Source organism: Sporosarcina sp. ACRSM (assembly GCF_022346545.1).
GTDB lineage: Bacteria > Bacillota > Bacilli > Bacillales_A > Planococcaceae > Sporosarcina.
Genome location: NZ_JAKRNU010000004.1, coordinates 128,580 through 141,840, shown reverse-complemented (window position 1 = coordinate 141,840; position 13,261 = coordinate 128,580). Strand labels below are relative to the sequence as shown.

The following is a 13,261-nucleotide window of genomic DNA, read 5'->3' as shown; positions in this document are numbered from 1 at the left end:
TTTTTCCCCTTTTCATTTATAATCTAATGTAGTCTTATCCCCAAACTTCCTTCGCGACATCCACGATGAATTTCAACTTCGCCCACTGCTGTTCTTCCGTCAGCTCATTACCATGATGCGTGGAAGAGAAGCCACATTGCGGGCTCAGGCATAATTGTTCCAGTGGTACGTATTGCGTTGCTTCTTCAATGCGCGTTTTGATCAATTCTTTGTCTTCCACTTCGCCACTTTTCGATGTCACAACACCTAGAATAACTTTCGCACCGCCGTTCGGAATATGTGCAAGCGGTCCGAAGTCGCCTGAACGGTCGTCATCATACTCCAAGAAGAAACCGTCCACCTTTTCTTTGGCAAATAAAGTCGGTGCAATATGCGCATAGCTGCCCTCAAATGACCAAGTCGATCTGTAGTTCCCACGGCATAAATGCGTTGTGACAATCAAATCTTCTGGCTTGTCCTCCAACACACCGTTTACGACACGCAATGCCAAATCGATTAATTCTTCCCTAGTAAATTCATCATCACTATGTGGTAGCTTTTCCGCTGACAGCCCCGCGATATAGACATCGTCAAACTGCAAATAACGGACACCCGCATCATAAAATGCCTTCACCGCATCCCTGTACGCTTGAATGACATCGTTCGCGTAATCCTCGATATTCGGGTAAATTTCTCTGTTGCGGATTTCACTCGGGAACAGCTGATTCGGACTCGGAATCGTCTGCTTCACCACTGCACGTCCATCTACAATTTCATTGAGCTCGATAAAATCTTTGATGAAAGGATGATCCGGATTGAAGGAAATTTTTCCGGTATTGCGTACATTGTACCGCTCTGTTTCAATTCCTTGGAACGGGCGACCTTTCTCAGAAACATAGCCTTCGATGCCATTCAAATGCTCCAAAAAGTCGAAGTGCCACCAAGTCCGTCTGAACTCACCATCCGTCACCACTTCCAGGCCCACTTCAAGTTGCTTCTCCACGATGCGCTTAATTTCTTGCGTCTCCACTTCGCGCAATTGCTCCGCAGAAATTTCGCCTTCTTTGAACTCGGCGCGTGCTGTATGTAAATTTGCCGGTCGCAATAAACTTCCTACATGATCGGCTCTAAATGGTGCTGTCGCTACTATCTTTGTTTGGTTTGTCATTGTCTATTCCTTCTTTCTAGTTGTTTTTTAAGGGGTTAAGGGATATAAAAAAACCCCTTCCATGATAAGAAGAGGTTTTGGCAATTTCGCTAGATTCTCTCCTTATCTTCAAGCCCACGGCAAGATGCCATAGCTTCTGGAATTAGCACAGTACTTCATAGAAGTCTGTTGCTGAGGTATCAAAGGGCCAGTCCCTCCACCTCTCTCGATAAGAAAGTTACGTATTCGGTTGATAGATACTACAATACAGGTAATAGAATAGAATGTCAATAGTGAAATCAATAAATGTTTGGACTATTTGGTTTTGTACAACGTTTTCTGCAAATGAAACAACACTCCAACATTAAAAAGCCCGCAGCCAGTGCGGACTTTTCTCTCATTGTTCTTTTTCCAGATCATCCAGTAGTTTTTTCCTGACAAAGCTCAAATGCTTATACATCTGTTGAAAGGCTGCGTAAGGATCTCTGTTTTTAAGCGCTTCGTAAATCCCTAAATGATGTTCCACGGTGACGCCAGGCTCACGAAAAGGAATGAGGCTATCCGTTTTTTCATGGGCGATTAGCAATGATTCAATCATCCCTTCAACGACTGGATTGTTTGCGCTTTGTGCGATGATGCGATGGAATTCCTTGTCTAATCGACCATAGTCGCTATCTGGATTGGCTTGGATACTATCAATCGTTTCCTTCAGTTGCTCCAGTTGCTCGTCCGATATTTTTTCAGCGGCAATCGTAACAAGCCCTAACTCCAACGTCATACGTGCTTCAATGACAGCGGAAACGTTATTGATCGATAAGGCAAGCATCACTTTGAATGGATTGCTACCGACTCTTTCATTGACATATGTACCCCCGCGCGGTTTTCTCGTAATGATTTCTAATGTTTCCAATGAACTGAGCGCTTCCCGTAAAACGGGTCGGCTCACATCAAATTGTTCCATCAGCGTCATTTCCGCCGGCAATTTATCGCCCGGTCTCAATTGTCCACTCATAAGCAGTTGGACAATCTGTTCCAACACTTGTTGGGAAAGCGTGCTTCTGCGGACTGTGTCCATTTTATATTCTTTCATCCAAACCCTCCTTTCTTCCCTTACTGGTTTTTACATGCGAATACGGCTTGTCATTCGTTCATAGACCAATTTCGCAGTCAGAATATCAAAAATCGAGACACCAACCGATTTGAAAAGGGTCGTTTTTCGCTTCATTTCCTCATTTTCCCCGCCTTGTACAAGGCTTTTCAGTTCGGGAACCGTCTTCTCACTATGTCCCAATGCCCTGGCGTTCATCAGTTCACCACACTCGGAAAATGCCGCGTGCGTATCAACATAGAGATGGTCCACTTCCTTGATAATTGTGTCGGGAATTTCCTGCATGAAAGATTTGAATGCCCCCGATCCTGCAAAATGCTTTCCAGTCAAATCCACCTTGCCGTCATAAGGAAGGACTGGATCGATTGACGTCGTTGTTGTAATGATCAGTTGTGCTTCTGTCAAAATCGTTTCTGGATTTGAAATTTCAAAGCGGATCGATGGAAATGCCTTCTTCGCTTTCTCCATAAACGGATGAAGTCTTTCCTGACTACGATTATACACCAAAACCCGTTTAATTTGTCTGACAGCGCATGCCGCCTCCAAATGACTCCATCCTTGGTCGCCCGTACCAATCACACCAATGGTATCCGTATCATTGGCCACCAAGTATTTCATCCCCAGGCCGCTAACAGCACCGGTCCGCATCGCTGTAATCGTCCGCGCATCCAATATCGCAAGCGGTTTCATCGTTTGCCTGTCATTCAACAGAAAAATGCCACGCAACGTCGCTTCCCCAATTGCAGCATTTCCCGGTGCGATCCCAATCACTTTTGCCCCGTAATAATTTTCATAAAAAGAAGGCATTAAAAGCGCAGAGTTATCGGCATCATTGATGAATAACCGTTCTGGAACGAGCGACCTTTTCTCGCCATCATTCAGATAATAGTCTTCGATTGTATCGATAATCTCTTTCACGGTCACCAAACTTCTAATTTCTTGTTCGTCAATGAAACGCATTATGATTCCCTCCCAAACATCATTATCAATCACGCCTCGGCGTGATTGCGTCGAGATTTTGAATTGCGCTTGCGCAATTGACTCCTTTCAAAATCTGTGACATCCGCCGGAGGCTTTATCTTCGTTCAGCAGGCGTTTGAACACCCGCTGAACAGTAAACCAAAACGCATTCATCTCGCCACCTTTGGAGGCGGGAGTCTTCTGCTGAATGAAGATAAACAGAAGAGAGACCAACGATTTTCGCTGGTCTGTTTTGCAATGGTTCCCTACTTATCGAAACAAGGAGTTAAGCTTGTTATCGCATAACTCCCGCTCCTTCATCTTATTTGATGAACACCGTTTTAATTGCCGTATAAAATTCTTTTGCCGCTTGCCCTTGCTCACGGGAATGGGAACTGGATTGCTTCATGCCGCCGAATGGAGCTTGCAGTTCAACTCCTGCACTTTCGGCATTGATGCGTACCAAACCTGCATCCATTTCATTGATGAACGACAGCATATGGCCAATACTTGTCGTGAAAATGGAAGCACTTAGTCCATATTCCGAGTCATTTGCCAATTCAAGCGCTTCTTCGATCGTTTCCACTTTCATCAGTGCAAGCACTGGACCAAAAATTTCTTCTCTTGCAAGCGCCATGTCAGCAGTCACGTTTTCAAAGACAGTCGGCTCCACGAAGTAGCCATTCAACCCATCCTTTTGCACTTCATTTCCACCAAGAAGAAGTGTCGCCCCTTCAGCTTTCCCTTTTTCAATCGCGGAAAGAACGGTATCCAACTGTCCTTGGCTTGCGCTCGGCCCCATCCATGTGCCTGCGTCCATGCCGTCTCCGACCGTAATTTTTGCCACTTCTGCAAGCAATCTCTCTTTAAATGCCTCGTAAATATCTTGTTGAACGATGACACGGCTCGTTGCAGTACATTTTTGACCGGATGATTTTAACCCGCCGCTAATTGTCGCTTCAACAGCCAACTCCAAATCCGCGTCATTGGCAACGATGACAGGGTTTTTCCCGCCCATTTCAAGTTGATATTTAATCCCTCTTGATACAGCGATTTGTGCCAATTGCTTCCCAACTGTATTGGAACCTGTAAACGTAATGGCATCGATTTCTTGATGGTTCGCCATTTCGGTTCCAATCAAAGCGCCTGAACCCGTCACCATGTTCACGACACCAGCGGGAATGCCTGCATCATGTAAACATTCGATGATCTTCGCACTCGTCACCGCTGTTTCACTGGCCGGCTTTAGCACGACTGTATTGCCATAAACGAGAGCCGGTGCCATTTTCCACATCGGGATGGCTACCGGGAAGTTCCAAGGCGTGATGACACCGACAACTCCCAAAGGCACTCTCGTCGTGAACATCAACGCTTCGCTGTCTGTCGATGGAATGACATCACCCACCGAACGCATCCCTTCGCCCGCAAAATAACGTAAAATGGCTACGCCACGTGCCGTTTCACCTTTCGCTTCCGGGAATGTCTTCCCCATTTCAAGCGTCATCGCTGTCGCGATATCATCGATTCGCTCTTCCATAATGGACGCCGCTTTCAATAAATAATCGCCCCGTACACTTCCAGCTAGTTTGCGCCATGCTTTTTGTGCTTTTCTTGCTGCTGTAGCAGCCTTGTCAAAATCATTGCTGTTGGATAATTGATAAGTGCCAACCACTTCGTCCTTGCGCGCCGGATTTTTGCTTTCACCTGTCTTCCCCGTTTCAGACGCGATCCATTCACCGTCAATATAATTCAAGAAGGTTGTTGTTTTTACTTCTGTCGTCGTTGTCATCATGTCCTCCTCTTAAACTGCTGCCACTTTCGCAGGATACTTTGCCAATGCCTTTTCAATAATGCCTTTCAACTCTTCGTAATGTGCTTCTTCAACCGGTGCTATCGGCGCACGGACATTCGTTGTTACCGGAAGCCCTACGATGTTCATACCAGCCTTGATAAGCGAAACTGCATAGCCCTTCTTCTGTTGGCGAATACGATGAATCGGGAAAATGACATCTTCATATAATTCATTCACCAAATCTTTATTGCCGCTGAGCAGTGCCTCGTAATACTTGGCTGAAATATGAGGGATATAATTTGAAATCGCTGAGGAATACGATGTAAACCCTAAGTTCACATACGCCGCCATTGTCACTTCTGCTAACGGCATACCATTGATCCACTCCAACCGATCCCCAATCAGATGTGTAAATTCCACGTTCTTTTCCATATTCCCGATGCCATCTTTATAGCCGACAAGCTGTGGCAGTTCGCATAATTTTTGAAGTGTTGCCGCCTCAAAAATACAGTTATCACGCTGGTAGACGATTGCATTCAAGTCCGTGCTTTGGATGATTTCTTTCAAATAATTGTAAATGCCATCTTGTGAAGGGTCGATCAAATACGGTGGTAAAATCAAATACCCTTCTGCGCCAAGTTCTTCGGAAATTTTCGCCTGCTCCAACGCATGTGTGATGTTTCCGCCAACACCTGTATAGAGAGGAACTTTCCCTTTCGTCTTCTCAACAGCCACTTCCACCATCGCTCTATATTCCTCATTGCTTACTGCATGAAATTCGCCAGCCCCACAAGCGACAAAAATGGAAGACAGGCCTTCTTCAATTAAAAACTCAATATTCTTCCCCAGTCCTTCTAAATCCAATTTCCCTTCAGCATCCATTGGTGCAACCGGAAATCCTAAAATCCCTTTCGGTGACTGTCTCTTCTTCGTTGTCATGTAAATTCCACCCTTCAAAATATTGTAATCAATTTCTATATGTTTTATTGTAAGACAATTAAATTAGTCTGTCAAATTATATTTTAATCTATTCTGATAATAAAGCTCAATTCCCCATAAAAACGAGTAGGAACATAAAAGAAAAATGAACTTAGCGAATAGCTAAGCTCACCTGAATAAATCGGATTAACGGTAGCCAGCCAATGCTGGTAAAAATGATGAGAACCATGGCATATAAGTGATCAACATAAGCACGACGAAAATCGCCCCGTAAAATCGCAATAAATGCGGCATAACCCTTTCCAGTTTTCGATCGGCCACTTTAATACCGGCAAATAGAATATTCCCGACAGGCGGTGTAATCGTTCCGATACAAAGATTGAATGTGAGCATAATGCCGAAATGCAAAGGCGTCATTCCCAATGCCATGCAGACTGGAAGCAAAATTGGTGTGAAAATTAAAATGGCAGGCGTAAGATCCATAAATGTACCGACAAATAACAATAAAATATTGATGGCGAGCAAAATAATGATTGGATTGTCCGAAATACCTAAAATGACATCCGCCATCAGGTTAGGGATTCCTGTAAATGACATGACCCAGCCCATAATATTGGACGCTCCAATCAAAAACATAATAATCGCTGACAGCTTTGCACTCTCAACTAAAATGTCATATAACTCTTTCATTTTTAATGTTTTATAAAAAATAGTTGATAACAATAAACTATAAACGACTGCGATTGCAGCACTTTCTGTCGCTGTAAAAATACCGCCAACTATGCCGCCGATGACGATAATGATCAACAATAAGCTAGGAATTGCCTCCAAAGTAACTTTTATAAATTCCTTAAAAGTAATCGCTTTTTTATCGACGTAGCCTTTCTTTTTTGTATAAAAATAAGCGACCACCATACAGCTTACTCCCCATAGGATGCCTGGGATTACGCCCCCAAGGAAAAGGGCTGCCACTGAAGTCCCCCCGCTGATCAATGCATAAGTGATTAAAGCTGTACTTGGAGGGATTAAGAGTCCTGTCGGTGCTGTGGCGATGTTAATAGCAGCAGTGAAGTCGCTATCATACCCTTTCTTTTTCTGAATAGGGCTCATAATGGTCCCCATTGCAGATACCGCCGCTGTCCCTGAACCGGACACGGACCCGAACAACATATTTGCCACGACATTCGTATGCGCTAAAGAGCCCGGAATTCTCCCCGTCAATGCTGTTGCAAAATTAATGAGACGAAGAGCAATTCCCCCTTTATTCATTATATTTCCGGCTAAGATAAAGAAAGGAATTGCCAATAAGGTGAAAATATTAATCCCTTGAAACATTTTCAACGCAGATGAAGGAACCGCTGCCGAAAAGCCTAATGACTGCGTAATGGCGAGTATGGATGCCACAACTAACGTGACACCAATCGGTATTCCGATGATTAATAGAACAACAATTGTTACAAGGATCAATAAAGCTGCTGAAGCCGCTACACTCATTGGAATTCCTCCTTTCCACTTTCATTAAATTTTTGGATGGCTTGAATGATATTTAATAGGTTGTAAACGATGATCAAAATACCACTGATTGGGAGAATTACATAGATCCAATCCAACGTAATATTTAAAGTGGGAGAAACTTGGATCGCACCCACTCCTACAAAATCTTTTCCTCCGACTAGAAAAACAATGACTGCAATGACCATAATTAGTAATTCTGTAAAAATCGATAATACGAGCCCTCCAGCTCCTGTTAACTTATCCGGGATAATGGACAATCTCATATGATCTTTCTGCCCAAAAACGAGCGCAGTGCCAAGCAAGGATACCCAGACAAAAGAGAAGCTCAATAGGTCTTCTGACATTGTGCTCGGATTTTTAAAGACATAGCGTGTCACCACTTGATACGTTGCAAGAATCGTCATGATAGCTAAAAACAAAGCACATAGCGCGGCTAGTACCTTATCTAAAATGCTTCTCACCTTGATCATTTTCATCCTCTTCTTTCATTTAGTTCTGGATTTGTTGAACCCGGTCATAGAGCGATTGCAGTTCTGGGTTTCCTTTTAACAATGCTTCTTTGACGGGTTGTTGGATTTCTTCAAACGGTTTTTTGTCCACTGTTATAAATTCAACGCCCATCTCAGTTGCTTCATCAATCATCTCTGCAATTTGTTTATCCCATTCCTCATTGGCAACTTGTGTACTTAACTGGAAAGCCTCTTGAAAAACTTCTTTTTCATCCGTCAATGAATCCATGAATTTTGTACTCACTACAAACATATCTGTAAAGATCTGATGTTCCGTCCGGGAATAGTATTTGGCAACCTCTCCATGTTTCATCTTCACAAGTGCCATTTCAGGATTCAATCCCGCATCGATGACACCATTCTGTAAAGCCGTATACACTTCGCCGTATGCCATGACAACTGCCGCTGCATTAAAACCTTGGACCATTTTCACATTCGCTTCACTGGATTGCACACGGATTTTCAAGCCTTTGAGATCTTCCGGTGTTTCAATCTTCTTGGAAGAATAAATATTATTCACACCATTGGCAAACCAAGTAACCCCTTGAATCCCTTTATCGACCGTCGAGTTATAAATTTGGTTGACAAATTCTTCATCTTCCATGACTTTGCGGAAACTTGCTTCATCATTAAATAAGTACGGTAAACTGAAAATCTTATATTCATCGGCAAATGCTTCTAAATTGCTCCCACTCGTCACAACCATGTCCAATGAGCCCATTTGCAGTAATTCAAGTACTTCGGAATTCCCGCCAATAACGCCGTTGGTAAAGATTTTCACTTCGACTTGATCTCCGAGTTTTTCCTCAAGGTATTCCTTAAAGGCTTGTAAACCGATGGTGATCGGGTGATCGTCCGGCTGCACGGTTGCTATACTAATAATTCGTTTACTCCCTGCTTCTTCACCGCTCGCTGAAGTCGAACACCCAGCTAAGGCTAGCATTAAGAAAATGCATAAAATGACAACTGAATATCTTCTTATCGTTCTCATATCCTCACCCTTGCATCATGATTTGTAAGCGCTTACGATTAACATCTTATTGAGTAACCCCTTGGCATGTGGAGGTGGCTTTTCTTCCCGAACACTTTAACTACCAAGAGGTTATAATCTAGAAAGAGATTGAAACTTGTTTAGACGAGCAATTCTCCATCTCTCATAATCGTTCGATCGTCAATTACACAAGTAACCGTTTTAATGACCATATCTAGATGGAGCGGTGAATTTACATGTCCACCAAAGTTTAAATTCTTTCCGATTCCAATATGGATATTTCCAAAAGAGCCTTCATCAGGTGCCATATGTCCACAAAGGAAATTCTCTTTATTCAATCCAAGACCCAGTTCTGCAATATTGTAAACGGTCGGATCATTGAAATCCGCCAGCATTTGACGTAAAATATCCGCCTCGCGTCCACCTTGGATTTCTGTAATGAAGCCATCTTTGACGATGCATGTGATCGGTTCCTCAATAAGGTTTAATAATGGATGAGGAATACTTCCGTCAAACACTAATACACCATTGGCAGTTCCTTCAACCGGACCTAGGGCAACTTCTGCGTTAGGAGGAAACGAAGCAGCTCCAGGCACAGTTGCTGTACCATGGTCCAATACAGGTTCTCTTCCTTCTATGCTGCAAACCATATGTGTGCCGCCAGGAGCAGTCAGTGTAAATGTTTTTCCTTTATAATGAGGTGCCACCCGGTTAACCACTTCTGTAACCTCATCAAAATCCGCTGTTAATCCGCCTTTTTCAAACATATGTAGCGCATAATCTTGAAGTCCGATCCAACGAAGGCGGCCATTTTTACTTGCATCCAAACGCGCTTTTGAATGGTACATCGAATAAGTTGTCGCACCAAAAGCCACATCGCAATTGTTCATTGCTGCCCGTACAGCTTCAGTCGGTTCAGCCCCATGTCCTTCTCTTGTCGGCATCACCATCAAAGTCGTTTCAAAGAATTCCTTTGCATATTTATAAACAAATTCTCCGATTTCTTTTTTATTTTCATCGGTAATGACAAGCACTTTTTCTCCTTCTTTTAAATGCGTGATGCTTGTAAATAATTGTTTAATCCCTAGTGGTAAATCTTCCAACAGTTCTTTTCTCGTTTTTGTTAATACATTTTCCATCGTTCATTGCCCCTTTTCATTTTTATTCCAAATCCATTCCTTAAAGCCATTCATTCCACTTCCACAATGATTTCAACTTCTACAGGAGTCCCTCCGGGAAGAGAACTTGCCCCCAGCGAAACTCTACTATGTCTCCCTACTTCACCGAACACTTCTAATGCAAAAGCGGACACTTCATTCATCACTTCCGGTTGCTCTATGAAATCTGGTGTGCTTGCCACATAACCTTTTATATTGACTATTTTTTTAATAGAGTTGAGACTTCCCATCATATTTCGCACGGTAGCTAAACAATTAACAAACGCAATTTTGGCTGCATCTTGTGCTTCTTCCATCGAAACTGTATCTCCTACAATTCCTTGATACTTTAAGACCCCATCTACCTTTGCTGCGTTGCCAGATATAAAAATTAAATTGCCAATACGAACGCCATCTTCAAATATACGTTTATTTGCTTGTCCTGAAAGTTTATAGCCCATACTTTCCAGCTTTTCTTCATAATTCATAAGCGTTTCCTCCCTCTACAAAGCTTATATCATATTTAGCTTCGCACTTTTTTTGGCTGACCACCCTTTCCAATCTTCTGTATTTTACTAATTATCGCTTTATCATATTGTAAGACAAATAGAATAGTAAGTCAATTGAAAATTAAAAAGAAAATTTATCAACTTAAATTCTGCAAATTTAAAAAGCCCACAAATTATTGTGGACTTTTTTTAAATTCAATGCTTCAACTCTCCACGCAACTTTCGATGCGCGCGGCGTGCAGCAGCGGTTTCGAACAAACTCTTTTCATCTTCCGATTCAGGAAAAACGGCAGGAATCGGTGCCGGTTTATTGTTTTCATCCATCGCAACCATCGTTAAGAATGCTTCGGTTGTCCGTTTTGTTTCACCTAAAATTGGATTTATGGACTGGACAGTTACAAACACTTCCATTGAGGTACGGCCCGTAGAACTGACGATTGCTTCGAGTTCAAGGATGTCCCCTACATGAGCAGATGAGAGGAAGTCGACTGAGTCGATCGAGGCAGTGACAACTGCCTTGTTGGAATGCTTCATGGCTGTGATTGCGGCAAGTTCGTCAATATAGGCAAGCACCTTCCCTCCGAAAATCGTTTGCAAATGATTCGAATCCTGCGGCAATACCAGTTTTGTCTGGATGGTGCGTGATTGGCTCATCGGTCTACTTTCCGTCATTTGACCTTCTCCTCCGTAACATGTAAAAATATAGTTAATCGTTCCATACATATAGTATAGACCCTACAAGGAGATTTACCATGCTAAAATTCATCGACACGCAATATGAAAAATTCACTTGGCTCCTCGTATTCTCGGGAATTATCTTATTTTTTATAGCAAAGGAATACCTTTGGATTGTTTTATTTTCTTTTCTCTTAATTAAAGCGGTGAAGTTTCGGAATACAATCCGAACCACACCTATTCCCAAGCTGGTTATGCAAGTTGGTCTGTTTATCTTATTGATCGCTGTGCTAGCCATTATTATAATTGCTTCCGCCAGCTTCATGAAAGAACACAATATCCCCGTTTTTCTTCGCTATGCTTATCTGATCGTTGTGCTTTTTATCGCTTCGTCTTGCTATGAATGGGCAACCAATTTTTTAATGAAAATCTGGAATAAATGATCGTTTTCGTGAACTTCATACCCCTTCCAACTAACTAAACAACATCACACCACCATTTCAAAAAAGGCACCCCTAACCGGAGTGCCCTTCATACCATACTCGCCAATTGCGCGTATAGACGTTTCATTTCTTCTTGCATCGTCCACTGATCTACTGCGAGCCATCTGCAATGGATGGCGTTTCCTTCCAACCGTGTAATCCCTGCTTTTAAACCTTCTTCAACACGCAATGTTTCTTGCAGTGCACGCACGTCGATGTCGTCTGCTTTCGGGGAGACGAGCCAGATGGAGCCAACGTACATCGCTTCTTCCAAAACGCCAATGCTTGCAAACGGCACATCGCGTGGCGAAAAATGGAGCGTGTCAAAAGCGAGCAGTTCGTTTTCGACTAGGATTTTGAAATTGGAGCGGAATGATTGATAGGCAAAGATTTCGCCTCGTTTTTCGCGTCCCGGCGCGACAATCTCGCCCCAGATGACCGTGGCATCCCCCGCTATGCGAAGGGTAGTGTCCACTTGGAATTTGGCGTCTGCGAACGGGATGAGCACTTCTGGCATCCATTCCAAACGCGAGCGTTCTCCCAGTTCGACATCGATGGTCAAGTAGCATGTATCGCCTGTATGGGATGGATAGATTTTCAGTGCGGCTTGTTGCACGAGACGCGCCCGGCTATCCGGCGCGAGTTTGACTGTAATATCATTGCGGTCCCCCGCGACCATGCCGCCTGATGATTCCATGATGTAGACGGTGGCTGTTGGATCATTGCCTTCGTACAATTCCCGACTCGCTTTCAACGGGGGCTGTTGGTAAACATGCGGCATTCGCGTGTAGCCCCGTCTCGGCTCAAACGCCATATCGAGCTTGCCGTGATGATTGACACGGGACGGCTTAATCATCGGAACCAGCGGAGCCCGCACCTTCCAATAACATGCTGTGCTTGATCCAGTCGACGACTTTATCGACATTTTTCTGCGTTCTGACGTCTGTGAAAATATATGGACGGCCACCACGCATTTTTTTAGCGTCGCTATCCATCAATTCAAGGTCTACGCCGACATGTGGAGCAAGTTCCGTTTTATTGATCAACAACAGATCAGAGCGCGTCAATGCCGGACCGCCTTTACGCGGGATGTCCTGTCCTTCCGCCACGTCGATGACATAAATATAACCGTCAACAAGTTCCGGGCTGAATGTTGCGGACAAGTTATCGCCGCCGCTTTCTACGAAAATAATATCAAGGTCGTTGAAACGATTTTTCAATTCATCGATCGCAGCAAAGTTCATCGACGCGTCTTCACGGATGGCCGTATGTGGACAACCACCTGTTTCAACCCCTAAAATACGATTTTCTTCAAGTATACCGTTGTTGATGAGGAACTGGGCGTCTTCACGTGTGTAAATATCATTCGTAATAACCGCCACATTATAGTCTTTATGCATCGCACGTGTCAGTTGGTCGACGAGTGATGTTTTCCCCGATCCTACTGGACCACCGATGCCGATACGTACTGGTTTCATATTGAAAAACTCCTTCCAAA

14 protein-coding genes and 1 riboswitch are annotated in these 13,261 nt (G+C 43.6%); of the genes, 1 reads left to right on the top strand and 13 read right to left on the bottom strand.

Annotated features, from left to right (window positions below; all coding sequences use genetic code 11):
• Window positions 1-34: 34 nt before the first annotated feature.
• The 11 genes from MHZ95_RS08005 to MHZ95_RS07955 all read right to left on the bottom strand — a co-directional run bounded on the left by MHZ95_RS08005 (window position 35) and on the right by MHZ95_RS07955 (window position 11,278).
• Window positions 35-1,147 carry a 5-methyltetrahydropteroyltriglutamate--homocysteine S-methyltransferase gene (locus MHZ95_RS08005; RefSeq protein ID WP_239390098.1) on the bottom strand — a complete coding sequence of 371 codons (1,113 nt, stop codon included), beginning with the start codon at window positions 1,145-1,147 and terminating at the stop codon, window positions 35-37.
• A 99-nt stretch (window positions 1,148-1,246) separates the two neighbouring features.
• A riboswitch (SAM riboswitch) is annotated at window positions 1,247-1,362 on the bottom strand.
• Between the two features lie 161 nt (window positions 1,363-1,523).
• Window positions 1,524-2,216, bottom strand: coding sequence for a FadR/GntR family transcriptional regulator (locus MHZ95_RS08000; RefSeq protein WP_239390097.1), 693 nt, complete (start codon window positions 2,214-2,216; stop codon window positions 1,524-1,526).
• 30 nt (window positions 2,217-2,246) lie between these two features.
• Window positions 2,247-3,194 (bottom strand): ornithine cyclodeaminase family protein, encoded by a 948-nt coding sequence (locus tag MHZ95_RS07995; RefSeq protein ID WP_239390096.1) that lies wholly within the window; start codon window positions 3,192-3,194, stop codon window positions 2,247-2,249.
• Between the two features lie 322 nt (window positions 3,195-3,516).
• A complete protein-coding gene (gene gucD / locus MHZ95_RS07990; protein WP_239390095.1) occupies window positions 3,517-4,983 on the bottom strand; it encodes an alpha-ketoglutaric semialdehyde dehydrogenase GucD in 1,467 nt (488 codons plus the stop codon).
• Window positions 4,984-4,995: 12 nt separating this feature from the next.
• A complete protein-coding gene (kdgD, locus tag MHZ95_RS07985; RefSeq protein ID WP_239390094.1) occupies window positions 4,996-5,925 on the bottom strand; it encodes a 5-dehydro-4-deoxyglucarate dehydratase in 930 nt (309 codons plus the stop codon).
• A 186-nt stretch (window positions 5,926-6,111) separates the two neighbouring features.
• The gene (locus tag MHZ95_RS07980) at window positions 6,112-7,419 is read right to left on the bottom strand and encodes a TRAP transporter large permease (protein WP_239390093.1); all 1,308 of its coding nucleotides are present in this window, start codon (window positions 7,417-7,419) and stop codon (window positions 6,112-6,114) included.
• Complete coding sequence (locus MHZ95_RS07975) at window positions 7,416-7,910, bottom strand: TRAP transporter small permease (RefSeq protein WP_239390092.1); 495 nt, start codon at window positions 7,908-7,910, stop codon at window positions 7,416-7,418. The genes MHZ95_RS07980 and MHZ95_RS07975 overlap by 4 nt, the downstream gene beginning before the upstream one ends.
• Window positions 7,911-7,929: 19 nt before the next feature.
• Window positions 7,930-8,940, bottom strand: a complete 1,011-nt coding sequence (locus MHZ95_RS07970; RefSeq protein ID WP_239390091.1) for a TRAP transporter substrate-binding protein — start codon at window positions 8,938-8,940, stop codon at window positions 7,930-7,932.
• 140 nt (window positions 8,941-9,080) lie between these two features.
• Window positions 9,081-10,079 carry an aminopeptidase gene (locus tag MHZ95_RS07965; protein ID WP_239390090.1) on the bottom strand — a complete coding sequence of 333 codons (999 nt, stop codon included), beginning with the start codon at window positions 10,077-10,079 and terminating at the stop codon, window positions 9,081-9,083.
• Window positions 10,080-10,129: 50 nt separating this feature from the next.
• Window positions 10,130-10,585 (bottom strand): RidA family protein, encoded by a 456-nt coding sequence (locus MHZ95_RS07960; protein WP_239390089.1) that lies wholly within the window; start codon window positions 10,583-10,585, stop codon window positions 10,130-10,132.
• 216 nt (window positions 10,586-10,801) lie between these two features.
• Window positions 10,802-11,278: an acyl-CoA thioesterase gene (locus MHZ95_RS07955; protein ID WP_239390088.1), complete on the bottom strand. Its 477-nt coding sequence runs from the start codon at window positions 11,276-11,278 to the stop codon at window positions 10,802-10,804.
• Between the two features lie 80 nt (window positions 11,279-11,358).
• Here MHZ95_RS07955 and MHZ95_RS07950 point away from each other — a divergent pair, with 80 nt between their 5' ends.
• Window positions 11,359-11,724, top strand: a complete 366-nt coding sequence (locus MHZ95_RS07950) for a hypothetical protein (RefSeq protein WP_239390087.1) — start codon at window positions 11,359-11,361, stop codon at window positions 11,722-11,724.
• 88 nt (window positions 11,725-11,812) lie between these two features.
• On the opposite strand, the gene MHZ95_RS07945 is transcribed toward MHZ95_RS07950, so the two are convergent.
• Together MHZ95_RS07945 and ureG are read right to left on the bottom strand one after the other, a co-directional pair.
• Window positions 11,813-12,619 carry an urease accessory protein UreD gene (locus MHZ95_RS07945; protein WP_239390086.1) on the bottom strand — a complete coding sequence of 269 codons (807 nt, stop codon included), beginning with the start codon at window positions 12,617-12,619 and terminating at the stop codon, window positions 11,813-11,815.
• The gene (gene ureG, locus MHZ95_RS07940; RefSeq protein WP_239390085.1) at window positions 12,612-13,241 is read right to left on the bottom strand and encodes an urease accessory protein UreG; all 630 of its coding nucleotides are present in this window, start codon (window positions 13,239-13,241) and stop codon (window positions 12,612-12,614) included. Before ureG ends, MHZ95_RS07945 begins: the two co-directional genes overlap by 8 nt.
• Window positions 13,242-13,261 lie beyond the last annotated feature (20 nt).

Coding starts and splice junctions, on each gene's coding strand:
- MHZ95_RS08005 (WP_239390098.1), bottom strand. CDS start 1,147: ATGACAAACCAAACAAAGATAGTAGCGACAGCACCATTTAGAGCCGAT.
- MHZ95_RS08000 (WP_239390097.1), bottom strand. CDS start 2,216: ATGAAAGAATATAAAATGGACACAGTCCGCAGAAGCACGCTTTCCCAA.
- MHZ95_RS07995 (WP_239390096.1), bottom strand. CDS start 3,194: ATGCGTTTCATTGACGAACAAGAAATTAGAAGTTTGGTGACCGTGAAA.
- gucD (WP_239390095.1), bottom strand. CDS start 4,983: ATGACAACGACGACAGAAGTAAAAACAACAACCTTCTTGAATTATATT.
- kdgD (WP_239390094.1), bottom strand. CDS start 5,925: ATGACAACGAAGAAGAGACAGTCACCGAAAGGGATTTTAGGATTTCCG.
- MHZ95_RS07980 (WP_239390093.1), bottom strand. CDS start 7,419: ATGAGTGTAGCGGCTTCAGCAGCTTTATTGATCCTTGTAACAATTGTT.
- MHZ95_RS07975 (WP_239390092.1), bottom strand. CDS start 7,910: ATGATCAAGGTGAGAAGCATTTTAGATAAGGTACTAGCCGCGCTATGT.
- MHZ95_RS07970 (WP_239390091.1), bottom strand. CDS start 8,940: ATGAGAACGATAAGAAGATATTCAGTTGTCATTTTATGCATTTTCTTA.
- MHZ95_RS07965 (WP_239390090.1), bottom strand. CDS start 10,079: ATGGAAAATGTATTAACAAAAACGAGAAAAGAACTGTTGGAAGATTTA.
- MHZ95_RS07960 (WP_239390089.1), bottom strand. CDS start 10,585: ATGAATTATGAAGAAAAGCTGGAAAGTATGGGCTATAAACTTTCAGGA.
- MHZ95_RS07955 (WP_239390088.1), bottom strand. CDS start 11,278: ATGACGGAAAGTAGACCGATGAGCCAATCACGCACCATCCAGACAAAA.
- MHZ95_RS07950 (WP_239390087.1), top strand. CDS start 11,359: ATGCTAAAATTCATCGACACGCAATATGAAAAATTCACTTGGCTCCTC.
- MHZ95_RS07945 (WP_239390086.1), bottom strand. CDS start 12,619: ATGATTAAGCCGTCCCGTGTCAATCATCACGGCAAGCTCGATATGGCG.
- ureG (WP_239390085.1), bottom strand. CDS start 13,241: ATGAAACCAGTACGTATCGGCATCGGTGGTCCAGTAGGATCGGGGAAA.